Origin of the sequence: Streptomyces sp. NPDC089915 (assembly GCF_040684675.1) — a bacterium.
Taxonomy (GTDB): Bacteria; Actinomycetota; Actinomycetes; order Streptomycetales; family Streptomycetaceae; genus Streptomyces.
The window spans coordinates 1-22234 of the sequence record NZ_JBFBGN010000118.1 but is presented as its reverse complement, the minus strand read 5'-3'; the positions used below and the strand labels follow the sequence as shown (position 1 = coordinate 22234).

The 22234-nt window shown below is 73.0% G+C and carries 19 protein-coding genes; 12 read left to right on the top strand and 7 right to left on the bottom strand.

Annotated elements, in window-relative coordinates; all coding sequences use genetic code 11:
- Both AB0O29_RS27290 and AB0O29_RS27285 read right to left on the bottom strand, forming a co-directional pair.
- On the bottom strand, nt 1-1214 hold a 1214-nt coding region (locus AB0O29_RS27290), incomplete at its 3' end, for a DUF5107 domain-containing protein (RefSeq protein ID WP_365156260.1).
- Nucleotides 1215-1358: 144 nt separating this feature from the next.
- Nucleotides 1359-1898, bottom strand: a complete 540-nt coding sequence (locus tag AB0O29_RS27285; RefSeq protein ID WP_365156257.1) for a GNAT family protein — start codon at nt 1896-1898, stop codon at nt 1359-1361.
- A gap of 35 nt (nt 1899-1933) precedes the next feature.
- Here AB0O29_RS27285 and AB0O29_RS27280 point away from each other — a divergent pair, with 35 nt between their 5' ends.
- Together AB0O29_RS27280 and AB0O29_RS27275 are read left to right on the top strand one after the other, a co-directional pair.
- Nucleotides 1934-2686 carry a hypothetical protein gene (locus tag AB0O29_RS27280; RefSeq protein ID WP_365156254.1) on the top strand — a complete coding sequence of 251 codons (753 nt, stop codon included), beginning with the start codon at nt 1934-1936 and terminating at the stop codon, nt 2684-2686.
- A gap of 7 nt (nt 2687-2693) precedes the next feature.
- A complete protein-coding gene (locus AB0O29_RS27275) occupies nt 2694-3329 on the top strand; it encodes a VOC family protein (protein WP_365156251.1) in 636 nt (211 codons plus the stop codon).
- A 43-nt stretch (nt 3330-3372) separates the two neighbouring features.
- Here AB0O29_RS27275 and AB0O29_RS27270 read toward each other — a convergent pair whose 3' ends face one another.
- The 4 genes from AB0O29_RS27270 to AB0O29_RS27255 form a co-directional block, all read right to left on the bottom strand.
- A complete protein-coding gene (locus AB0O29_RS27270; protein WP_365156249.1) occupies nt 3373-5373 on the bottom strand; it encodes a prolyl oligopeptidase family serine peptidase in 2001 nt (666 codons plus the stop codon).
- A gap of 13 nt (nt 5374-5386) precedes the next feature.
- Nucleotides 5387-6772: a M20/M25/M40 family metallo-hydrolase gene (locus tag AB0O29_RS27265; protein ID WP_365156246.1), complete on the bottom strand. Its 1386-nt coding sequence runs from the start codon at nt 6770-6772 to the stop codon at nt 5387-5389.
- Nucleotides 6765-7598, bottom strand: coding sequence for a M55 family metallopeptidase (locus AB0O29_RS27260; RefSeq protein WP_365156243.1), 834 nt, complete (start codon nt 7596-7598; stop codon nt 6765-6767). Before AB0O29_RS27260 ends, AB0O29_RS27265 begins: the two co-directional genes overlap by 8 nt.
- 216 nt (nt 7599-7814) lie before the next feature.
- Entirely contained in the window at nt 7815-8258 is a 444-nt protein-coding gene (locus AB0O29_RS27255) for an SRPBCC family protein (RefSeq protein ID WP_365156240.1), read from the bottom strand.
- 312 nt (nt 8259-8570) lie between these two features.
- Here AB0O29_RS27255 and AB0O29_RS27250 point away from each other — a divergent pair, with 312 nt between their 5' ends.
- Nucleotides 8571-10130: an alpha/beta hydrolase gene (locus tag AB0O29_RS27250; RefSeq protein ID WP_365156237.1), complete on the top strand. Its 1560-nt coding sequence runs from the start codon at nt 8571-8573 to the stop codon at nt 10128-10130.
- A 75-nt stretch (nt 10131-10205) separates the two neighbouring features.
- On the opposite strand, the gene AB0O29_RS27245 is transcribed toward AB0O29_RS27250, so the two are convergent.
- A complete protein-coding gene (locus tag AB0O29_RS27245; protein ID WP_365156234.1) occupies nt 10206-10775 on the bottom strand; it encodes an adenylosuccinate lyase in 570 nt (189 codons plus the stop codon).
- Between the two features lie 490 nt (nt 10776-11265).
- Here AB0O29_RS27245 and AB0O29_RS27240 point away from each other — a divergent pair, with 490 nt between their 5' ends.
- The 9 genes from AB0O29_RS27240 to pssA form a co-directional block, all read left to right on the top strand.
- Nucleotides 11266-13074 carry a 3-hydroxyacyl-CoA dehydrogenase family protein gene (locus AB0O29_RS27240; RefSeq protein WP_365156231.1) on the top strand — a complete coding sequence of 603 codons (1809 nt, stop codon included), beginning with the start codon at nt 11266-11268 and terminating at the stop codon, nt 13072-13074.
- Nucleotides 13075-13240: 166 nt separating this feature from the next.
- Nucleotides 13241-14053: a TetR family transcriptional regulator gene (locus tag AB0O29_RS27235; RefSeq protein ID WP_365156228.1), complete on the top strand. Its 813-nt coding sequence runs from the start codon at nt 13241-13243 to the stop codon at nt 14051-14053.
- 395 nt (nt 14054-14448) lie between these two features.
- Nucleotides 14449-15786, top strand: coding sequence for a crotonyl-CoA carboxylase/reductase (gene ccrA / locus AB0O29_RS27230; protein ID WP_365156225.1), 1338 nt, complete (start codon nt 14449-14451; stop codon nt 15784-15786).
- A 30-nt stretch (nt 15787-15816) separates the two neighbouring features.
- Nucleotides 15817-17868 carry a protein meaA gene (locus AB0O29_RS27225; protein ID WP_365156222.1) on the top strand — a complete coding sequence of 684 codons (2052 nt, stop codon included), beginning with the start codon at nt 15817-15819 and terminating at the stop codon, nt 17866-17868.
- A complete protein-coding gene (locus AB0O29_RS27220) occupies nt 17865-18839 on the top strand; it encodes a CoA ester lyase (protein ID WP_365156219.1) in 975 nt (324 codons plus the stop codon). The genes AB0O29_RS27225 and AB0O29_RS27220 overlap by 4 nt, the downstream gene beginning before the upstream one ends.
- A gap of 4 nt (nt 18840-18843) precedes the next feature.
- Nucleotides 18844-19356, top strand: coding sequence for a MaoC family dehydratase (locus AB0O29_RS27215; protein WP_344166408.1), 513 nt, complete (start codon nt 18844-18846; stop codon nt 19354-19356).
- Between the two features lie 2 nt (nt 19357-19358).
- Nucleotides 19359-20564 carry an acyl-CoA dehydrogenase family protein gene (locus AB0O29_RS27210; protein WP_365156215.1) on the top strand — a complete coding sequence of 402 codons (1206 nt, stop codon included), beginning with the start codon at nt 19359-19361 and terminating at the stop codon, nt 20562-20564.
- Nucleotides 20565-20750: 186 nt separating this feature from the next.
- The gene (locus tag AB0O29_RS27205) at nt 20751-21407 is read left to right on the top strand and encodes a phosphatidylserine decarboxylase (protein ID WP_045951332.1); all 657 of its coding nucleotides are present in this window, start codon (nt 20751-20753) and stop codon (nt 21405-21407) included.
- 25 nt (nt 21408-21432) lie between these two features.
- A partial coding sequence (gene pssA / locus AB0O29_RS27200) for a CDP-diacylglycerol--serine O-phosphatidyltransferase (protein WP_365156263.1) occupies nt 21433-22234 on the top strand: 802 nt, incomplete at its 3' end.

Sequence of the window (22234 nt, the reverse complement as noted above, 5' to 3'; positions counted from 1 at the left end):
GGTGCGCCGATGCCGAACCCGACCCGCCAGGCCGCGTGCGCCGCGTCCAGGGTGCCGGGCGGCAGCGCCGCGTCCAGTGCCGCCCCGGCCGCCGTGCGGGCCGCCGCCCAGTCGGCGCCGTGCACCGCCCCGGGCTCGGCGGACAACGGCCCGTACGCCTCCAGCCAGCTGAACTCCGCGCCCCCGTCGAGCCGTACGTGCTCCAGCTGGGTGCGGGCCAGCCCGGCCTGGATCTCCGCGTACCCGCCGGTGCCGGGCTCCGTCAGCCACTCCTGCCAGCGCCGGCCGCCGGGGCCCGCGCCCCACACGAACAGCTTGCGCCCGCGCAGCAGCCCCGTGGAGGCCTGCGCCAGGCCGTGGCCGTCGGCGTCGAGGGCCGCGATCCAGGGGCGGGCGGCGGCCTCGGGCTCGACCTCGTAGAAGAAGTCGGCGGGGTAGGTGCTGTCGAGCGGGTACGTCCGGTCGGCGTCCTCCCACCTCGGTACGGGGATCCGCCGCAGCGCCCGCTCGTACCCGAAGTGCCAGGCCTCCTCGGCGGGGGCGAGGACCCGGGTGCCGGAGTTCTCGGGGACGGCGGTGTTGGACCACCAGTAGACGGCGGCGGGGCGTTCGTGCGGATTGCGCACGCGGACGGCGGCGTACAGGAAGTCCGAGTCCTCCGGCAGCCACAGGTCCACCTGGAACGGCAGGTCGCGCAGCCGCTCCCACTCCCACAGCCGCACCATCACACCGCCGTCGGGCGCCGGGACGAGCGCCGCGTGCAGCGGGGCGCAGGACAGGGCGGTGTGGCCGGTCGCGCCGATGTTCCACTCGATGCCGCCGGAGAACCAGGCTCCGTTGAGGGCGAAGTTCGCCGGCTGGAACACCGGGTTGCGGTAGAGGAGTTCGCGGCCGGTGGGGAGGTGGACCAGGGAGTGGACGCGCCCGCCGAGCCCGGGCAGGACGGTGGCGCGCAGCCTGCCGTTCTCGATGACGACGGCCTCGAACTCCCGCTCCGCGCGCTGCCGTCCGTAGCCGTCGCGGATCCGGACGGGCAGCAGGGAGCGCAGCGGCTCGTACCCGATCTGGCGGGCCATGTCGCGCGGCAGCCCTTCGCGCGAGCGCTCGTCCAGGTCGTGCACCCCGTCGGGGGCGCGCAGGGCGGGCAGCGGGTTGTCGGGGCCCAGGGGGGCGGCGGGGAGGGTCAGTGGGACACGTCGGACGGTGGTGGCCATGGGGGAATGGAACACGCCGCCACCGCCGGTGCACAGGGGTTCCGCACATCACCACCGGTCAGGATTACGCAAAGCGCCGCGCACCCGCACGCGTGTCCGCCGGGCGGCGCGGGGCGGGGCGGGGCTCCGCGCGGCGGCGCGCCGTCAGTCCGCCGGGGCCGTGATCGCCCACCGCTCGTGGTCCCGCCAGGCCCCCGCCACGTGGAGGAAGTCCGGGGAGAGGCCCTCCAGCCGGAACCCCCTGCCGCGCACCAGGGCGATCGAGGCCGTGTTCCCCGGCTGGACGTTCGCCTCCAGCCGGTGCAGCCCCAGGCCGGACCCGAGGGCGTGGGCCAGGAGGAGGTCGAGGCCCTCGCCCAGCAGCCCGCGCCCCGCGGCGTGTGCGAACGCCCCGTACCCCAGCGCCCCGCACCGGAAGGCGCCCCGGACGATGTTGTTGACGTTGATGAACCCGGCGACCGCCCCGCCGTCGCGCTCGCAGACCAGGAAGCCCGCCCGCCTCTCCCCCTCCGCCAGGGCGGCCGCGTACGGCGCGTACTCCTCGAGCGTGTCCGGCGGGAACAGCCAGGGCCGGTGCAGGGCCCGGCTCTCGCGGACCCGTGCGGTGAACTCCGGTCCGTCGGCGGGCCGGAAGGGGCGCAGGCCGACCCGCGGGCCTTCCGCCACGTACGTGGAATATGGCATCGCCCCAGGCTACGGCCCTGTGGCAGCATCCCCGGATGACCACCACCCCGCCCGGCCCCGCACTCCTGCGCGCCGCCGCCCGCAACAACGCCGAGTGGTGCGCCGCCGTGTGCGGCGGCGGCCGCTTCTCGGCCTCCCTCTGGAGCAGCCGGCGGCCCACTCCGCCGCTGTACCCGGACGCCGTGACCCTGGCCCCGGAGGCCTCCGCGGCCGAGGTGCTCGCCGGGGTCGGCACCGCCGGGACCGGCCGCTCGGTGAAGGACAGCTTCGCCTCGCTCGACCTGGGCCCGGCCGGGTTCGAGGTGCTGTTCGAGGCCCGGTGGATCCACCGCCCGGCCGGGCCCGCCGCCGCGCCGGCCGGCGGGCGGCTGGAGTGGGACGAGGTCGAGGGCCCCGGGGAGCTGGCGGACTGGGAGGCGGCCTGGGGGGACGGGGAGGGCGGGGGGACCTTCCACGCCGGGCTGCTGCGGGAGGGGATCGTCTTCCTGGCGGGCCGTGACGGGGGCCGGATCACGGCCGGGGCGGTGCTCTCCTCCGGCGGCGGCGTGGTGGGCGTGTCGAACGTGTTCGCCGCCGCCCCGGCCGACGCCGACGGGGCCTGGGCGGCCGCCCTCGACGCGTCGGCACGCCACTGGCCGGGGCTGCCGGTCGTGGGCTACGAGCACGGCGGGGACCTGGACGCCGCCCTCCGCGCCGGCTTCAGCCCGATCGGCCCGCTGCGGGTCTGGCTGCGGACGGACCGGGCGGCTGGCGTGGCGGCGGGACTTGTGCGGGTCGTCGGGCCATGATGGCGCGGTGCGACTTGATCACGTGTCCTATGCGGTGGCCCGCGACAGCTTCGTCTCGACCGTTCAGTGGATCGGATCGGCCCTCGGCGCCGGGTTCGTGGACGGGGGCGTGCACCCGCGGTTCGGCACCCGTAATTTCATCCTCCCGCTGAGCGGCGGCACCTACGTCGAGGTCGTCACCACGCTCGACCACCCCGCCGCCGACCGCGCGCCCTTCGGCCGGGCGGTCGCGCGCCGCGCCGCCGAGGGCGGCGGCTGGCTCGGCTGGGTGGTCTCCGTCGACGACATCGCCCCGGTCGAGGCCCGGCTCGGCCGCACCTCGGCCGAGGGGCACCGGGTCCGCCCCGACGGGTTCGACCTGAGGTGGAAGCAGATCGGCCTGCTGGAACTGATGGAGGACCCGCAACTGCCGTACTTCCTCCAGTGGCTGGTCCCCGACGAGGAGCGCCCGAGCGCCGACCCGCGGACCTCCACCACCATCCACGGGGTCTCCATCGCCGGGGACGCGGCCTCCATCGCCGAATTCCTCGGCGAACCGGCCGACCACCCCCTCGACCAGATCGACGTCACCTGGGCCGAGGACGAGGAACCGGGCCTGGTCTCGGTCGAGTTCGCCACCGCCAAGGGCCCGGTCACGATCTGACCGGCGCCCCCGGCACCGCCGCACGCCCGTCGGCCCCTGATCCCTAGTCGCGCCGCAGCTCCAGCCTGGGCACGTCCGTCCGGTCCAGGCCGAAGACCTGGACGTACAGGGAGAGTTCCGCCTCCAGCGCCCGTACCATCGTCTCCGCCCGCCGGAAGCCGTGCCCTTCGCTCTCGAAGGTGAGGTACGCGTGCGGGACGACGGGGGTGCGGGCCCGTACGGCGGCCAGCAGGCGTTCCGCCTGGGCGGGCGGGCAGACGGGGTCGTCCAGGCCCTGGAGCAGGACGAACGGGGCGGTGATCCGGTCGGCGCGGGCCACGGGCGAGCGTTCGCGGCAGCGCAGTTCGAGGGTCTGCGGCGGGCCCGCGAGGCCGTGGAGGTAGTGGGACTCCAGGTCGTGGGTCTCGGCGGCGAAGCCGCGCAGGTCCAGGACCGGGTAGATGACCGCCGCGCAGGCGTAGAGGCCGGTGGCGGCCAGGGAGGCGGCCGCGGTCCAGCCGCCCGCGCTGCCGCCGCGGATCGCGAGCCGGGCCGGGTCGGCGGTGCCCTCGTCGGCCAGGGCGCGGGCGACGGCCGCGCAGTCCTCGACGTCGACCACGCCCCACTGCTCGCGCAGCCGCTCGCGGTAGGCCCGGCCGTAGCCGGTGGAGCCGCCGTAGTTCACCTCGACGACCCCGATGCCCCGGGAGGTGAAGTAGGCGATGTGCAGGTCCAGTACGGGCGGTACGTGGTCGGTCGGCCCGCCGTGCGCCCACACCACGTACGGGGGCGGCTCCTCCGCGGGGGCCCGCAGGGCGGGGTGGTGGGGCGGGTAGACGTGGGCGTGGATCTCGCGGCCGCCGGGGCCGGGGAAGGTCCGGCTCTGCGGTTCGGGGTAGTACGCGGGGTCCACCGGGTCCGCCGCCCGGGCGCCGACCACCCGGGCGTGCCCGGTGGCGGTGTCCAGCTCGACGACCTCGTACGCGCTGCGCGGGCTGGCCGCGACCCCGTAGACGCGGGTGCCGCTGACGGCCAGGCCCGGCTGCCAGGCCGTCCACGGCCCGGCGGCGTCCACCAGGTCGCCGCTGTCGGGGTCGAGGACGCCGAGGACGCAGGAGCCCCGGCCGTGCAGGACGGCCAGCAGCCCGTCGGGGAGCGGGGCCAGCCAGGTCAGCCCCGGCTTCCACAGGGGTCCGCCGAACTCCTCCTCGCGGGGGCACAGGTTGGCGGGCGCGGCGCCGGCGGTGTCCACCCGGTACGGGTTCCACCAGCCGCTGCGGTCGCTCACCGCGAGGAGGCTCCCGTCGGCCGCCCACGCCGCCTGCGCCACGGCCTCGTCCGGGCCGCCGAGGACGGTGCGGGGCGGGCCGAGCGTGCCGTCGGGGCGGACGTCGGCCAGCTGGAGCTCGGTGCCGTCCCAGGGCATCCGGGGGTGGTCCCACACCAGCCAGGCCGCGCGGCGCCCGTCCGGGGAGGGCTTCGGGCCGGTGCGGAAGCGGTGCCGGTCGCCGGTGAGCTCCCGTACGGCGGACCGGTCGGCGGCGGCGGAGCCGTCCAGCGGGACGGCGGCCGCGACGCGGCGCACGTCGCCGGGGGCGGGGCCGGTGAACTCCTCCAGCACGCACCACACTTCGCCGCCCCGCAGCACCGGGTCGGCCCAGCGCAGCCCGCCGCCGACCGGGGAGAGCGGGGTGAGCGGGCGGGGCGGGGGTGCGCCGGGGGCGTCGGGCTCGTAGGCGTACAGCCGCTGGTCGGCGTGGTGGACGAACACCACCAGCGGTCCCCCGGCGGCCCGTTCGGCGCCCGCCCAGGGCAGGCCCCCGTACTCGGTGAGCCGGCTGCGCACGTTCCAGGGGGCGGGGAGCACCGACCGGGCGGGGCCCCCGCCGGCGGGCAGGCGCACCAGGGTGCGGCGGCCGCCCTCCTCGGGGCGGGGCTCCGTCCACCACACCTCGGGGCCGATGGCGCCGAGGTACTCGGGGCGTCCGTCGTGGGCGGCCGCGTGGGCGGCGGCGAGCGGTGAGGGCCAGCTGCCGTAGGGGGCGCAGGCGGCGGCCGCCGCCATCAGCGGGCCCCCATCACAGGTTCCGCAGGGCGCGGTCCAGGACCCGGACCCCGAAGTGGAGGGCGTCGACGGGGACCCGTTCGTCCACTCCGTGGAAGAGGGCCCAGTAGTCGAAGCCCGGGGGGAGCCGGAGCGGGGAGTAGCCGTAGCCGGTGATGCCGAGCCGGGAGAACTGCTTGGCGTCGGTGCCGCCCGCCATGCAGAAGGGCACGGCGCGCCCGGCGGGGTCGAAGTGCTCGACGGCCTCGCGCAGGACCGCGTACGTCCCACCGTCCACGGGGGCTTCGAGGGCGACCTCGCGGTGGTGGAACTCCCAGTCCACGTCGGGGCCGGTGAGTTCGTCGAGGACGGCGGCGAACTCGGCCTCGCCGCCCGGCAGGGTGCGGCCGTCGACGTGGGCGACGGCCTGGCCGGGGATCACGTTGAGCTTGTAACCGGCGCTGAGCATCGTCGGGTTGGCGCTGTTGCGCAGGGTGGCCTCCACCAGCCCGGCGGCCGGGCCGAGTTGGCCGAGGACCGCCCCGAGGTCGCAGCCGGGGGCGCGGGGGTCGACGGACAGGCCCTGGAGGGCGGCGAGTTCGGTGATGCAGGCGGCGACGGTGTCGGTGAGGCGCAGCGGCCACTCGTACGCGCCGATGCGGGCGACGGCGGCGGCGAGCCGGGTGACGGCGTTGGCCCGGTTGGGCTTGGAGCCGTGTCCGGTGGTGCCGCGGGCGGTCAGCTTCAGCCAGGCGGTGCCGCGTTCGCCGGCGGCGATGGGGTAGAGGGGCCGGCCGGATCCGGTGTGCAGGGTGAAGGCGCCGGATTCGCTGAGGCCCTCGGTACAGCCCTCGAAGAGGTGGGGGTGGTGGTCGGCGAGGAAGCCCGAGCCGTCGACGGCGCTGTCCTCCTCGTCGGCGGTGAAGGCGATGACGAGGTCGCGGCGCGGGCGGGTCCCGGTGCGCGCCCAGGACCGTACGACGGCCAGGACCATCGCGTCCATGTTCTTCATGTCGACAGCGCCGCGGCCCCAGACCACGCCGTCGCGGACCTCGCCGGAGAAGGGGTCCACGCTCCAGTCGGCGGCTTCGGCGGGGACCACGTCGAGGTGGCCGTGGACGAGGAGGGCGGGCGCGGAGGGGTCGGTGCCCGCGACGCGGGCCACCACGTTGGTGCGGCCGGGGGTGCGTTCGAGGAGGACGGGTTCCAGCCCGGCGGCGGCGAGCCGCTCGGCGGCGTACTCGGCGGCGGGCCGCTCCCGGCAGTCGCCGCCGCCCCGGTTGCTCGTGTCGATGCGGATGAGCTCGGAGGTGAAGGCGACGACCTCGTCGAAGGCGGCCGCGTCGAGCGCCTCGGCGGGGGACGCCCGGCCGGTGAGGGTGGTGCCGGGGCCGCCGTCCAGCCGTTGCGTGTCAGCCATACTGCTCCTCCAGAGCCGCTGAGACGACCGTGGTGACCGCTTTGAAGGTCCGGATCGCCTCGTACATGGTCGCGCTGGTGTACGCGATCCGGCGCTCGCCGGTCCGTTCGACGCCGGGGACGACGGTGGCGGCCATCGACAGGTGCTCCGCGTCGAACTCCACCTCCATCGTGTGCGGCCCGCCGCGCACCGGCTCGTGCCGGACGGCGAGCCCCACGGCCTGCGTGGCGGCGGCGCGGATGTCGGCGGCGGTACGGGCCGGCGTGCGGCAGAGGGCCGCGTAGCGCGAGACGTGGTCCTTGACGGCGACGGTGCGCGCGTCCGGGGCGTAGCCGGCGGCGTCGGCGCAGGTCAGGTCGTCGCCGGTGACGAGGATGACGGGGACCCCGTACTCGGCGACCACGTGGGCGTTGAGCACGCCCTCGCTGGCGCGCAGCCCGTCGAGCCAGACGCCGGTGAGGGAGTTGGCGAGGTAGGTGTGGGCGAGGACGCCCTCGGCTCCGGCGCCGGTGTGGTAGCCGACGAAGGCGACTCCGTCGACGTCGCCGTGCTGGACGCCCTCGACCATGGAGAGGGACTTGTGCCGGCCGGTGATCATCTCGGCGCGGGCGTCGAGCTTCTCCAGCAGCAGGTTGCGCATGGTCCAGTGGGCCTCGTTGATGAGGACCCGGTCGGCGCCGCCGTCGTAGAAGCCGAGTGCGGCGGCGTTCACGTCGGAGGTGAACATGCCCCGGCAGCGCTCCCACTGCGGGGTCCCCGGCAGCACGTCGGCGGGCCAGGTGACGCCGGTGGCGCCTTCCATGTCGGCTGAGATGAGGATCTTCATCGGGCCCCCGGTGGGTCGGGTCGACAGGGGGCCCACCCTAGCGGCCCGGCCGCGCCCCGGCCCGGGGGCCACGCCCGGACCCGCGCGGGGCGCGGGTGCCGGGCTGGACGCGCGCGGCGCCGGGGTGGCGGGTACGTGCCGCCCGGGTCCGGGAAATCCACCCGAACCGGTGAGCCGCGTCAGGGGAGTTGCCCTGACGGCGGCCGCCGGGTCCGGTCAGGCCTCGACCTCGCGGGCCAGGTTGTCGAGGACGGTGTCGTAGATGCGGCCGAGGCCCTTGGGCGCGAAGGTGCGCTCGAAGAAGCCGCCGATGCCGCCCGCGCCGTTCCAGACGGTGCTGACGACGGCCTTGGACTTGCCCTCGCCGGCCGGGGTCACCGTCCAGGTGGTGACCATGGAGGAGTTGCGGTCCTTCTCGACGAGCTGGCCGTCCGTGGGCTCGGTGACCTCCAGCAGGCAGTCGCGGACGCGCTTGCTGGTGGCCTGGAGCTTCCAGTGGACGAGGGTGCCCTCGCCGTCGCCGCCCTCGCGCACCTCGTACTCGCTGAAGTGCTCGGGGAGCAGCTTGCCCCGGGTGCCGGTGTAGTCGGCCAGCGCGTCGAAGACGGTCTCCGCGTCGGCCCCGATGATGCGCTCCGTGACGGCCTCGACCTGCGCCATGCCTGTTCCTCCAGCAGTTGTGTCCACTTTTCGCGGCAAGCCAACCACCTCCGGGGCGGCCGCCCAAATCCGGGGTGCGGGCCGGCGGCCGGGCCGGAGGGGGCGGTCCGCCCGGCCGGGCGGTGTCCGCGTGACACCCGCGGTACTCCATCTGCGGCCCGGGGCGGGGGTGGCGCCGCCGCCTGGCGGGGCGGTCCGTGACCCGGACGCCGCCCGACGGGTCATCACATCGGGCCAATAGAGGGCCCAATCCCGCTTTCCGGACGCGGTTTCCGGGACGATTCCGCCCAGAACCCTCGGCTGGGAGGCCACATGATCCGTCCCTCGAAGAAGCGCGCAGCCGTCCTGCTGGCGATCTCCACCGTCGCCGCCGCGCTCGCGAGCCCCGTCACCGCCGCCCCGGCGCCCGCCCCGGCCGCGGCCGGGCTGCGCTGGGCCGGCTGCGCGACCCCCCGCTACCCGACGCTGCAGTGCGCCTCCCTCCGGGTCCCCCTCGACCACGACCGGCCCGCCGGGCGGCAGATCTCCCTGGCCCTGACCCGGGTCCCGCACACCGCCTCCGCCTCCCAGGGCCCGCTGCTGGTCAACCCCGGCGGTCCGGGCGGCAGCGGCCGGGCGCTGGCCGGGTTCGTCGCCTCCGCCCTGCCCAAGGACGTGGCGGCGCAGTACGACGTGATCGGCTTCGACCCGCGGGGCGTGGGCAAGAGCGAGCCCGCGCTGGACTGCGGGGCCGGGCACTTCAAGCCGGTGCGGCCGGACTCGGTGCCCCGGGACGCGGCGACCGAGCGGGCCAACCTGGAGCGGGTCCGCTCCTTCGCCGAGTCCTGCCGGGACAAGCACGCGGACGTGCTCCCGTACGTGGGCACCGTCTCGGCCGCCCGCGACCTGGAGGTGCTGCGGACGGCGCTGGGGGCGTCGAAGGTCAGTTACTTCGGCTACTCCTACGGCACCTACCTGGGCGCGGTGTACGCGAAGCTGTACCCGGACCGGGTGCACCGCCTGGTGCTGGACTCCGTGGTCGACCCGGGCGGCGTCTGGTACGAGGACAACCTGGCCCAGGACCAGGCCTTCGACGCCCGCCACAAGGCGTTCCTGGCCTGGGTGGCGCGGTACGACTCCGTCTACGGCCTGGGCACCGACCCGGCCGCCGTGGAGCGCCGCTGGTACGGGATGCGGGAGGCGCTGCGCGGTACCCCGGCCGGGGGGAAGGTGGGCCCGGCCGAGCTGGAGGACACGTACATGCCGGGCGGCTACTACAACGGCTACTGGCCGCACCTGGCCGAGGCGTTCGCGGCGTACGCGGTGAAGGGGGACCCGAAGCCGCTGGTGGCGGCGTACGAGCGGTTCGGGGCGGTGGAGCCGTCGGCGGGCAACTCGTACAGCGTGTACACGGCCGTGCAGTGCCGGGACTCGGCGTGGCCGAAGGACTGGAACAAGTGGCGGGCCGACATGTGGCGCACGCACGCGAAGGCGCCGTTCATGACCTGGAACAACGCCTGGTACAACGCGCCGTGCGCGTTCTGGCCGACGGAGCCGCTCCAGGCCCCGGACGTGACGAACACGGCGCTGCCGGGGGCGCTGCTGTTCCAGGCGACGGAGGACGCGGCGACCCCGTACGAGGGCGCGGTGAGCATGCGGCACCGGCTGGCGGGCTCGGCGCTGGTGGTGGAGGAGGGCGGCGGCAACCACGGGATCGCCCTGGCGGGCAACAAGTGCCTCGACGAGAAGCTGGCGGCGTACCTGAGGACGGGTCAGGCCTCGGACGCCACCTGCCCGGCCCAGCCCGCCCCGAAGCCGGCCGCGGCGACCCGCGCGGTCCCGCCCTCGGCGGGCGGCGCGGCCCTCCACGGCCTCCTGGGCTTCCGGGGCTGAGGCTCCCGCCGCGCGGGGGTCCGGGGGCGGAGCCCCCGGGCGTCCCCGCGCAGCCGCACTCCGTACCCGCCCGGCCTACGCGTCCGGGTGGCGGGTCTGGAGGTGGTTGAGGGCGTCCGTGGCCGCCAGGGCCAGTCTGGGGTGGGCCTGGGCGCGGACCAGGACGTCGCGGGCGCGGGCGTCGGCCAGGGCGCCCAGGCCCTCGACGCAGGCCAGGGCCACCCGCCAGTACGGGTCGTGCGGGGCCAGCAGCCGCGACAGGGTCGAGATCAGGGCCGGGGCCGACTCGGGCGCCCGCAGCGCGGCCAGCAGCCGGACCGGGTGCAGGGCGTACGCGGTGCGCAGGGTGTTGGTGGCGAGGGCGGCGGCCGCGCGGGCGGTGCGCGGGTCGCCGAGCACGCCGAGCGCCTGCGCGGCGGCCTCGCAGCGGGCGGGGTCGCGGTGGTTGAGCAGCAGGACCAGGGGCTCGAAGGCCCGCCGGTCGCGCGCCATGCCCAGCCGGTACGCCGCCAGTTCGCGGGCCCACAGGGGCTGCCCGGCCGAAGTCAGCGAGTCGGCCAGCCCGTCGGGGCCGGCGACGAGCAGCGCCTCGTACCCGGGCGACCCGGCCGCCTCCGCCCGCAGGCGCTCCAGTACCTGGTTCACGCGGCCACCCTAGGGGGCCGCGGGGCCCGCCACGTCCGGTTCGGCGGAGTTCCGCCCGGTCGGCTGATCGATCATCGATGATCGGTACATTTGGGCGGTACAGGTCACATCTCCGCGCTCTGGCGCGCGAGTTGCCGCGGCGTTACTGTCACTTCCACACGCACGGGACCGGCCTGGTGACGCAGCCGCCCCGTGTCAGTCGGTTCACCGCTCCACCCGTACGCACGGCAGGACCCCGGGACAGGGTCGTGCCGCCAGGCCCGCCGCGCCCGCCTCCCGGGCGCGTACCCTCCGGGTCCTTCCCGCACGGCACTCCCGTTCGGCACACCCGTACGGCTCTCCACGCACCGCGCCGGCGCCCGGCCATCGCCCACGGCGTCGCGCACCGCGTTCCCGCACGCTCCCGCTCCGCCCGCCGTACGGCACCCCGCGCGCACCGTGCGCCGCGCGCGCTTCCCAGTCGTCACCCTCATTCCACTGGAGTCCCGCGATGGACCTTCCGTCCACGTCCAGTCCCTCTCCCTCCCCCTTCCGCACCGTCGCCGTCGTCGGCCTCGGCACCATGGGCGCCGGCATCGCCGAGGTCCTCGCCCGGGCCGGCCGCGAGGTCGTCGGCATCGACGTCAGCGAGGCGGCCGCCCGCCGGGCCACCGGGGCCCTCGCGGCCGCCACGGCCCGCTCGGTGGCCAAGGAGCGGCTCACCGAGCAGGAGCGCGCGGAGGTCCTCGCCCGCTTCCGCACCTCCTGCGAGCTCTCCGCCGCCGCCGACGCCGACCTGGTCATCGAGGTGGTCCCGGAGGACTACGACCTCAAGCACCGGGTGTTCGAGGAGCTGGACGCGATCGTCCGGCCCGACGCCGTCCTGGCCACCGGCACCAACGCGCTGTCCGTGACCCGGCTCGCCGCCGAGTCCCTGCGCCCCGAGCGCGTCCTGGGCCTGCACTTCTTCAACCCGGCCCCGGCGATGAAGCTCGTCGAGATCGTCTCCAGCGTGCTGACCTCGCCCGCCGCCGTCGAGGCGGTCACCGCCCTGGCCCGGGAGCTCGGCAAGGAGCCCGTCGCGGTCGGCGACCGGCCCGGCTTCGTCGCCGACGGCCTGCTGTTCGGCTACCTCAACCAGGCCGCCGCGATGTACGAGGCCAAGTACGCCTCCCGCGAGGACATCGACGCGGCCATGCGGCTGGGCTGCGGCCTGCCGATGGGCCCGCTCGCCCTGCTCGACCTGGTCGGCGTGGACACCGCGCGGACGGTGCTGGAGGCCATGTACGCCTCCTCCGGCGACCGGCTGCACGCCCCGGCCCCGATCCTGGGCCAGCTCGTGGAGGCGGGCCTGACCGGCCAGAAGGCCGGCCGCGGCTTCTACACGTACGAGGCGCCCGGCAGCTCCGTGGTGGTCCGCGACCTCCAGACCCCGCTGGACGGGTCCCTGCTGGGCACGGGCCGTCCGGTCCACTCGGTCGGCGTGGCCGGCTCGGGCACCATGGCGAGCGGGATCGCGCAGGTCTTCGCGCAGGCCGGCTACCCGGTGGTGCTGGCCGCCCGCAGCCCGCAGAAGGCGGAGGCCGCGAAGGCCGCGATCGGGAAGTCCCTGGACCGTGCGGTGTCCAGGGGCCGCCTGAGCGCGGACGCCGCCGCCCAGACCCTCGACCTGATCACCCCGGCCGGTTCGCTGGAGGCCTTCGCCGAGGTGGACCTGGCCGTGGAGGCCGTCGCCGAGGACCTGGCCGTCAAGCAGGAGCTCTTCGCGGGCCTGGACAAGGTCTGCAAGCCGGGCGCGGTGCTCGCCACCACCACCTCCTCGCTGCCGGTGATCGCCGTGGCGCGGGCGACCGAGCGTCCCCAGGACGTGATCGGCATGCACTTCTTCAACCCGGCGCCGGCCATGAAGCTGGTCGAGGTGGTCCGGACCGTCCTGACCGCCGACGACGTGCACGCCACGGTCCGCGAGGTCTGCGGGAAGGTCCGCAAGCACGCGGTGGACTGCGGGGACCGGGCCGGCTTCATCGTGAACGCGCTGCTGTTCCCCTACCTGAACAACGCGGTCAAGATGGTCGAGCAGCACTACGCCAGCCTGGACGACATCGACGCCGCGATGAAGCTGGGCGGCGGCTACCCGATGGGGCCCTTCGAGCTCCTGGACGTGGTCGGCCTGGACGTGTCGCTGGCCATCGAGAAGGTGCTCCACCAGGAGTTCCGCGACCCGGGCCTGGCCCCGTCGCCGCTGCTGGAGCACCTGGTCGCCGCGGGCTGCCTGGGCCGGAAGACCGGCCGCGGATTCCGTGAGTACGCCCGCCGGTAACCCCCGGCCGGGCCCTGAGCAGGATGCGTGGGGAGGGCTGCTCGGGTCCGCCGGACCCTCACGGCGGACATACCCTCCCGAGCCCAGTGCGGGCCCTCCCCCGCATCCACCCCCCTCCCACCCCCCTCCGGAGCGCACGCCCGCCCGGATGAAGTACTTTCGCTCTATGTCCCAGCCCGCCAAGACCTCACCCCGCGCCTCCTCGGCCTCCGACGCCCCGGAGGGCACGGCGGGCAGCCGGGCGGCCGCCCAGCGCCTGAAGATGCGCCGCGAGCTCGCCGCGGCGGCCATGGAGCTGTTCGCGACGAAGGGGTACGAGGCCACGACGGTCGACGAGATCGCCGCGGCCGCGGGGGTGGCGCGCCGGACCTTCTTCCGGCACTTCCGGTCCAAGGAAGAGGCGATCTTCCCCGACCACGACGACACCCTGATCCGCGCCGAGGCGGTCCTGGACGTGGCCCCGGCGCACGAGCACCCGCTCGACACGGTGTGCCGGGGGATCAAGGAAGTCATGAAGATGTACGCCGCCTCGCCGGCGGTGTCGGTGGAGCGCTACCGGCTGACCCGCGAGGTACCGGCGCTGCGGGAGCGGGAGATCGCCTCCGTGGCCCGCTACGAGCGGCTGTTCACCCGCTACCTGCTGGCCCACTTCGACGAGACCGACCACCACGACGGCAACGACGACCCGCTGCTGGCGGAGGTGGCCGCCTCGGCGGTGGTGACCGCCCACAACCACGTGCTGCGGCGCTGGCTGCGGGCCGGCGGCCAGGGGGACGTGGAGGCGCAGCTGGACCACGCCTTCGCGATCGTCCGCAAGACCTTCGGCTCCGGGATCGGCGCCGGCCGCTCCCAGGCCGGCACGGCGGCGCCGCGGACGTCGGTGCGCACCGAGGGCGAGGTGCTCGTCGCGGTGGCCCGGACCGACGCCCCGCTGGACGAGGTCATGCGGACCATCGAAGAAGCGCTCAAGAACAAGTAAGTCGCCCTCGTCACAGTGGCCGCTCCCGTTCCGGGGGCGGCCACTGTCGTTTGTCCGAGTTGCCCCTACTCGCGGGTAACTCTGATCGATCATCGCTCATATGCGCAGGTCAATCGGCAATTGAGAGAAATTCTTGGCACGCAGTGCCTTGCCGAGTGACACGGGGTGCCATACGTTGAGTCTCGTCCGGACGTCCCCGCGGTCCACGCCCAACCGGCACGGAACGCGCCCCGGATGCCTGCGTCACCAGGCCCCCCGCCCGCCCCACCACAGGCGCGGCCGCACCACCGCTCCGCCGGACCGACGGCACCTCGCAGCACCCGCCACACGCTCCCACGCACGTACCGCGTACCCCTCAGCGCACCCTCAGACAGCGCTCAGCCGGAGGCAACACCGTGAAGGACATCCTGGACGCGATTCAGTCGCAGTCCGCCACCGCCGCAGACTTCGCGGCGCTGCCGCTGCCCGACTCGTACCGCGCGATCACCGTGCACAAGGACGAGACCGCGATGTTCGACGGTCTCGCCAGCCGCGACAAGGACCCGCGCCAGTCCCTGCACCTGGACCAGGTCCCGGTGCCGGAGCTCGGCCCGGGCGAGGCCCTGGTCGCCGTCATGGCCTCCTCGGTCAACTACAACTCCGTGTGGACCTCGATCTTCGAGCCGGTCTCCACCTTCGGCTTCCTGGAGCGCTACGGCCGCCTCTCGGAGCTCACCAAGCGCCACGACCTCCCGTACCACGTCATCGGCTCCGACCTCGCGGGCGTCGTCCTGCGCACCGGCCCCGGCGTCAACGCCTGGAAGCCCGGCGACGAGGTCGTCGCGCACTGCCTCTCGGTCGAGCTGGAGTCCTCCGACGGCCACAACGACACGATGCTCGACCCCGAGCAGCGCATCTGGGGCTTCGAGACCAACTTCGGCGGCCTGGCGGAGATCGCCCTCGTCAAGTCCAACCAGCTGATGCCCAAGCCCGACCACCTCAGCTGGGAGGAGGCCGCCTCCCCCGGCCTGGTCAACTCCACCGCCTACCGCCAGCTGGTCTCCAACAACGGCGCCGGCATGAAGCAGGGCGACAACGTCCTCATCTGGGGCGCCAGCGGCGGCCTCGGCTCCTACGCCACCCAGTTCGCCCTGGCCGGCGGCGCCAACCCGATCTGCGTCGTCTCCTCCCCCGAGAAGGCCGACATCTGCCGGGCCATGGGCGCCACCGCGGTCATCGACCGCAACGCCGAGGGCTACAGGTTCTGGAAGGACGAGAACACCCAGGACCCCAAGGAGTGGAAGCGCTTCGGCTCGAAGATCCGTGAGCTGACCGGCGGCGAGGACATCGACATCGTCTTCGAGCACCCCGGCCGCGAGACCTTCGGCGCCTCGGTCTACGTCACCCGCAAGGGCGGCACCATCACCACCTGCGCCTCCACCTCCGGCTACATGCACCAGTACGACAACCGCTACCTGTGGATGTCGCTCAAGCGCATCGTCGGCTCGCACTTCGCGAACTACCGCGAGGCCTGGGAGGCCAACCGCCTGATCGCCAAGGGCAAGATCCACCCCACCCTCTCGAAGGTCTACTCCCTGGAGGAGACCGGCCAGGCCGCCTACGACGTCCACCGCAACCTCCACCAGGGCAAGGTCGGCGTCCTCGCCCTCGCCCCCGAGGAGGGCCTGGGCATCCGCGACCACGAGATGCGCGCCCGGCACATCGACGCCATCAACCGCTTCCGCAACATCTGAGACCCCCAAGGGCCCGAGGGACAGCCTGAGATGACAGAGCGCCAGAAAGACCGTCCGTGGCTCATGCGGACGTACGCCGGCCACTCCACGGCCGAGGCGTCCAACGAGCTGTACCGCCGCAACCTCGCCAAGGGGCAGACCGGTCTGTCGGTGGCCTTCGACCTGCCGACGCAGACCGGCTACGACCCGGACCACGTCCTCGCCCGCGGCGAGGTGGGCCGGGTCGGGGTCCCCGTCTCCCATCTGGGCGACATGCGGCGGCTGTTCCAGGACATACCCCTGGAGCAGATGAACACCTCGATGACGATCAACGCCACCGCCATGTGGCTGCTGGCGCTCTACCAGGTGGCCGCCGAGGAGCAGGGCGCGGACATCTCGCAGCTCCAGGGCACCACCCAGAACGACATCGTCAAGGAGTACCTCTCGCGCGGGACGCACGTCTTCCCGCCGGGACCGTCCCTCCGCCTGACGACGGACATGATCGCGTACACGGTCAGCCACATCCCGAAGTGGAACCCGATCAACATCTGCAGCTACCACCTGCAGGAGGCGGGGGCCACTCCGGTCCAGGAGATCTCGTACGCCATGTCCACCGCGATCGCCGTCCTGGACTCGGTGCGCGACTCGGGCCAGGTGCCCGAGGAGCGCTTCGGCGAGGTGGTCGCCCGGATCTCCTTCTTCGTGAACGCGGGCGTCCGCTTCATCGAGGAGATGTGCAAGATGCGCGCCTTCGGCCGCATCTGGGACCAGGTCACCCGGGAGCGCTACGGCATCGAGAACGCCAAGCAGCGCCGCTTCCGCTACGGGGTCCAGGTCAACTCCCTCGGCCTGACCGAGGCGCAGCCGGAGAACAACGTCCAGCGCATCGTCCTGGAGATGCTGGCCGTCACCCTCTCCAAGGACGCCCGCGCCCGCGCCGTGCAGCTGCCCGCCTGGAACGAGGCGCTGGGCCTGCCCCGGCCCTGGGACCAGCAGTGGTCGCTGCGCATCCAGCAGGTCCTCGCCCACGAGAGCGACCTGCTGGAGTACGAGGACATCTTCGCCGGGTCCCACGTCGTCGAGGCCAAGGTCGACTCCCTGGTCGCCGACTGCCTGGCCGAGATCGACCGGATCCAGGAGATGGGCGGGGCCATGGCCGCCGTCGAGTCCGGCTACCTGAAGTCCCAGCTGGTCTCCTCGCACGCCGAGCGGCGCGCCCGGATCGAGGCCGGCGAGGACAAGATCGTCGGCGTCAACTGCTTCCAGCAGACCGAGGAGAACCCGCTCACCGCCGACCTGGACGGCGCGATCATGACCGTGGACGGGGCCGTGGAGGCCCTGACCGTCGAGCGGATCGCCCGCTGGCGCGCCGAGCGCCAGGAGTCCTCGGACCGCCAGGGCGAGGGCGACCCGTTCGTCTTCCCGACGGTGATGCAGGCCCTGGACCGGCTCAAGGAGGCCGCGGCCGGGACCGAGAACCTGATGGAGGCCACCCTGGAGTGCGCCCGGGCCGGCGTCACCACCGGCGAATGGGCGAACGCCCTGCGCGAGGTGTTCGGCGAGTTCCGCGCCCCGACCGGGGTCTCCTCCGCCCCGGTGGCCGTCACCGCCGAGGAGGGCACCCCGATGGCCCTCGTCCGCGAGAAGGTCACCCGGACCGCCGAGGACCTGGGCTCCGGCCGGCTGCGCCTGCTGGTCGGCAAGCCGGGCCTGGACGGGCACTCCAACGGCGCCGAGCAGATCGCCGTGCGGGCCCGCGACGCCGGCTTCGAGGTGGTCTACCAGGGCATCCGGCTGACGCCGGAGGAGATCTCCACGGCGGCGCTGGCCGAGGACGTGCACTGCGTGGGACTGTCCATCCTGTCCGGTTCGCACAGCGCGCTGGTCCCGGACGTCCTGGAACGCCTGCGCACGGCGGGGGCGGGGGACATCCCCGTCATCGTCGGGGGCATCATTCCGAACGCCGACGCCGTCACCCTCAAGGCGGCCGGAGTCGCCGCCGTCTTCACACCCAAGGACTTCGGTATCACGGAGATCATCGGCCGTATCGTCGACGAGATCCGGAAAGCGAACAAGCTCGACCCTCTGGAGGTCCCCGCATGACCACGCCCACGTCTCCCGTGAACCGGCTGCGGCCGCGCCGTTCCTGCCTCGCGGTGCCGGGCTCGAACCCGCGGTTCCTGGAGAAGGCCCAGGGGCTGCCGGCCGACCAGGTCTTCCTGGACCTGGAGGACGCCTGCGCGCCGCTCGCCAAGGAGGGCGCCCGCCACACCATCGTGGACGCGCTGAACAACGGCGACTGGACCGGCAAGACCCGTGTGGTGCGCGTCAACGACTGGACCACCCACTGGACGTACCGCGACGTGATCACGGTCGTCGAGGGCGCCGGGCAGAACCTCGACTGCATCATGCTGCCGAAGGTCCAGGACGCCCAGCAGGTCGTGGCGCTCGACCTCCTGCTGACCCAGATCGAGAAGACCATGGGCTTCGAGGTCGGCAAGATCGGCATCGAGGCGCAGATCGAGAACGCCAAGGGCCTGGTCAACGTCGACGCGATCGCCGGCGCCTCGCCGCGCCTGGAGACCATCATCTTCGGCCCGGCCGACTTCATGGCCTCGATCAACATGAAGTCCCTGGTCGTGGGCATGCAGCCGCCCGGCTACCCGGCGGACGCCTACCACTACATCCTGATGCGGATCCTGATGGCGGCCCGCATGCACGACCTCCAGGCGATCGACGGCCCCTTCCTCCAGATCCGCGACGTGGACGCCTACCGCGAGGTGGCCGGCCGCGCCGCCGCCCTGGGCTTCGACGGCAAGTGGGTGCTGCACCCGGGCCAGGTCGACGCGGCCAACGAGGTCTTCTCCCCCTCGCAGGAGGACTACGACCACGCCGAGATGATCCTCGACGCCTACGACTGGTGCACCTCCGAGGCGGGCGGCAAGAAGGGCTCCGCGATGCTCGGCGACGAGATGATCGACGAGGCCAGCCGCAAGATGGCCCTGGTCATCGCCGGCAAGGGCCGCGCCGCGGGCATGGAGCGCACCACCAAGTTCGAGATCCCGGAGGCGTAGGGCCATGCAGTTCGGACGCACTTACGAGGAGTTCGAGGTCGGCGCGGTCTACAAGCACTGGCCCGGGAAGACGGTCACGGAGTACGACGACCACCTCTTCTGCCTGCTGACCATGAACCACCACCCGCTCCACATGGACAGCAACTACGCCGAGAACACGACCGACTTCGGCAAGAACGTCGTCGTGGGCAACTACATCTACTCCCTGCTGCTCGGCATGTCCGTGCCGGACGTCTCCGGGAAGGCCATCGCCAACCTGGAGATCGAGTCCCTGCGGCACGTGGCGCCGACCTTCCACGGCGACACGATCTACGGCGAGACCACGGTCCTCGACAAGACCCCGTCGAAGTCCAAGGACGACCGCGGGATCGTGTACGTGGAGACCAAGGGCTACAAGCAGGACGGCACCCTCGTCTGCGTCTTCCGGCGCAAGGTGATGGTCCCGACCGAGACGTACATCAAGGCGCGCGGCGGCGAGCAGCCCGGCCGGCCTCAGCTGAAGGAACAGGGGAAGTAGCCATGGCACGACTCGCCCAGACCGCCGGGCTCACCGACGTCCAGCAGGAGATCCTGAAGACCGTCCGGGAGTTCGTCGACAAGGAGATCATCCCGGTCGCGACCGAGCTGGAGCACCGCGACGAGTACCCGCAGCAGATCGTCGACGGCCTCAAGGAGCTCGGCCTCTTCGGCCTGATGATCCCCGAGGAGTACGGCGGTCTCGGTGAGTCGCTGCTCACCTACGCGCTGTGCGTCGAGGAGATAGCCCGCGGCTGGATGTCCGTCTCGGGCATCATCAACACCCACTTCATCGTGGCGTACATGCTCAAGCAGCACGGCACGCAGGAGCAGAAGGAGTACTTCCTCCCGCGCATGGCGCTGGGCGAGGTGCGCGGCGCGTTCTCGATGTCCGAGCCGGGGCTGGGCTCCGATGTGTCGGCCATCACGTCCAAGGCGGTCAAGGACGGCGACGAGTACGTCCTGAACGGCCAGAAGATGTGGCTGACGAACGGCGGCTCGTCGACCCTGGTGGCCGTTCTGGTCCGGAGTGACGAAGGACACCCCGAGGGCACGGCCCCGCACAAGTCGATGACCACCTTCCTCGTCGAGAAGGAGCCGGGCTTCGGTGAGGTCCGTCCGGGCCTGACCATCCCGGGCAAGATCGACAAGATGGGCTACAAGGGTGTCGACACCACCGAGCTGATCATGGACGGACTGCGCATTCCGGCCAATCGGGTCCTCGGGGGTCAGACGGGCCGAGGGTTTTACCAAATGATGGACGGGGTCGAGGTCGGCCGCGTCAACGTGGCGGCCCGTGGCTGCGGCGTCGCGCAGCGTGCGTTCGAATTGGGTGTCTCTTATGCCCAGCAACGTCACACTTTCGGCAAGGCGATCGCCCAGCACCAGGCCATCCAGTTCAAGCTGGCCGAGATGGCTACCAAGGTCGAAGCCGCCCATGCCATGATGGTGAACGCGGCACACAAAAAGGACTCCGGGGAACGAAACGACCTCGAAGCCGGGATGGCGAAGTACCTCGCGTCCGAATACTGCAAGGAGGTCGTCGAAGATGCCTTCCGCATCCACGGCGGCTACGGATTCTCGAAGGAGTACGAGATCGAGCGCCTCTACCGGGAGGCCCCGATGCTTCTGATCGGTGAAGGTACCGCCGAGATCCAGAAAATGATCATCGGGCGCCGCCTGCTCGAGGAGTACCGAGTCCAGGGCTGAAAGTCCCTTTTGGAGTGATTCATCCCACGGTTTTCCGTGGGAGAGTCACTGCCAGTCACTGGCTGGGGGGCATCGACTCGGCTTCTGGCTTGCCCAGTTGTTGCGCGCAACCGATAGCATTCCAGTAAAGCCGCCGTCCCGTCCCCCCGTTTGCGGCGCGGCAATCACCCGCTACGAAGGTCATCCATGCCCCACAGCCAAACCTCTGCACCTCGCGACAGCCGACTCGGCGTACGCCTCGCGCGCGGAGCATCGCCGTGGCTTCTGCCGACCGTTGCCACCGCGGCCCTCAGCCTGACCCGGGCCCGCAAGTCCGGGCGCTGGGCGGCGGTGGCCGTGCCCACCACCGCGCTCGCGGCGGGCATGCTGTGGTTCTTCCGCGACCCCGAGCGCGAGATCGCCCAGGGCCGCGTCATCTCGCCCGCCGACGGTGTGGTGCAGAGCATCATGCCGTGGAAGGACGGGCGCACCCGCGTCGCGATCTTCATGAGCCCGCTGAACGTCCACGTCAACCGCGCGCCCCTGGCGGGCACGGTGACGTCCGTGGAGCACATCCCCGGCGGGTTCGTCCCGGCGTTCAACAAGGAGAGCGAGAACAACGAGCGCGTCGTCTGGCACTTCGACACCGAGCTCGGCGACATCGAGATGGTGCAGATCGCCGGCGCCGTCGCCCGTCGCATCGTCCCGTACCTGCCGGCCGGAACCAAGGTGGAGCAGGGCGAACGCATCGGTCTGATCCGCTTCGGCTCCCGCGTCGACATCTACCTCCCGGAGGGCGTCGAGGTCGCGGTCGAGGTCGGTCAGGCCACCACCGCGGGGGTGACCCGAATTGACCGTGACTGACCCCGGGACTCCTGCCACCGGCTGGGTGCCCGAGTCCGCCCCTGAGGAGTCCGCCGAGGACGACATGCCGCTCTCGCTGCGGCTGTCGATAGCGGACACCCTCACCCTGGGCAACGCGACCTGCGGATTCATGGCGGTGTACTTCACCACCACCGGGATCCTCATCCCGCACCTCACCGGCAGCGGCGAGTCGGGCATGGCCCGGCACAGCGCGGCGACCGCGGTGATACTGATGCTCCTCGCGGCGGTCTTCGACCTCTTCGACGGCATCGTGGCCCGCAAGCTGCGCAGCTCCCCGATGGGCGCCGAGCTGGACAACCTGTCCGACCTGATCAGCTTCGGGCTCGCGCCGGCGTACTTCGTGCTGGTCTACGGCATGGTCGCCGACGACGCGCACCAGAAGGTGTCGGCGCTGGCGGCCATCGTGGTGCTGCTCGCGGTGGTCCTGCGCCTGGCGAGATTCAGCTGCGTGACGATGAAGGACGGCATGTTCCAGGGCATGCCGAGCCCCTTCGGCGCGCTGACGGTCGTCTCGATCGTGCTGCTGGAGCTGCCGTTCGTCCCGACGCTGCTGGCGATCGTGGGCGTGGCCTGGCTGATGGTGAGCCGGGTCGAGTACCCGAAGCCGCGGGGGGTCCTCGCGGCGGCGATGCTGAGCTGGATCGTGGGGGCCATGGGCCTCCTGGCGGCCTGGGCGTTCGACGCGCCGGGCGGCCAGCTGCTGCTCCAGACGCGCGGTCGTGGCGGCCCGCAAGCAGATCGTCGAGGGCGCGGTGGGCATGGTGGAGCTCGCCCTGAACCGGCTGGCCGAGGAGGAGATCGTGGAC

Excerpts from the sequence above, each read along its gene's own strand:
- AB0O29_RS27255 (WP_365156240.1), bottom strand. The coding sequence starts at position 8,258 with ATGGCGCAGGTCGAGGCCGTCACGGAGCGCATCATCGGGGCCGACGCG.
- AB0O29_RS27235 (WP_365156228.1), top strand. The coding sequence starts at position 13,241 with ATGTCCCAGCCCGCCAAGACCTCACCCCGCGCCTCCTCGGCCTCCGAC.
- AB0O29_RS27250 (WP_365156237.1), top strand. The coding sequence starts at position 8,571 with ATGATCCGTCCCTCGAAGAAGCGCGCAGCCGTCCTGCTGGCGATCTCC.
- AB0O29_RS27265 (WP_365156246.1), bottom strand. The coding sequence starts at position 6,772 with ATGGCTGACACGCAACGGCTGGACGGCGGCCCCGGCACCACCCTCACC.
- AB0O29_RS27205 (WP_045951332.1), top strand. The coding sequence starts at position 20,751 with ATGCCCCACAGCCAAACCTCTGCACCTCGCGACAGCCGACTCGGCGTA.
- AB0O29_RS27260 (WP_365156243.1), bottom strand. The coding sequence starts at position 7,598 with ATGAAGATCCTCATCTCAGCCGACATGGAAGGCGCCACCGGCGTCACC.
- AB0O29_RS27285 (WP_365156257.1), bottom strand. The coding sequence starts at position 1,898 with ATGCCATATTCCACGTACGTGGCGGAAGGCCCGCGGGTCGGCCTGCGC.
- AB0O29_RS27215 (WP_344166408.1), top strand. The coding sequence starts at position 18,844 with ATGCAGTTCGGACGCACTTACGAGGAGTTCGAGGTCGGCGCGGTCTAC.
- AB0O29_RS27225 (WP_365156222.1), top strand. The coding sequence starts at position 15,817 with ATGACAGAGCGCCAGAAAGACCGTCCGTGGCTCATGCGGACGTACGCC.
- AB0O29_RS27280 (WP_365156254.1), top strand. The coding sequence starts at position 1,934 with ATGACCACCACCCCGCCCGGCCCCGCACTCCTGCGCGCCGCCGCCCGC.
- AB0O29_RS27240 (WP_365156231.1), top strand. The coding sequence starts at position 11,266 with ATGGACCTTCCGTCCACGTCCAGTCCCTCTCCCTCCCCCTTCCGCACC.
- AB0O29_RS27220 (WP_365156219.1), top strand. The coding sequence starts at position 17,865 with ATGACCACGCCCACGTCTCCCGTGAACCGGCTGCGGCCGCGCCGTTCC.
- AB0O29_RS27210 (WP_365156215.1), top strand. The coding sequence starts at position 19,359 with ATGGCACGACTCGCCCAGACCGCCGGGCTCACCGACGTCCAGCAGGAG.
- AB0O29_RS27270 (WP_365156249.1), bottom strand. The coding sequence starts at position 5,373 with ATGGCGGCGGCCGCCGCCTGCGCCCCCTACGGCAGCTGGCCCTCACCG.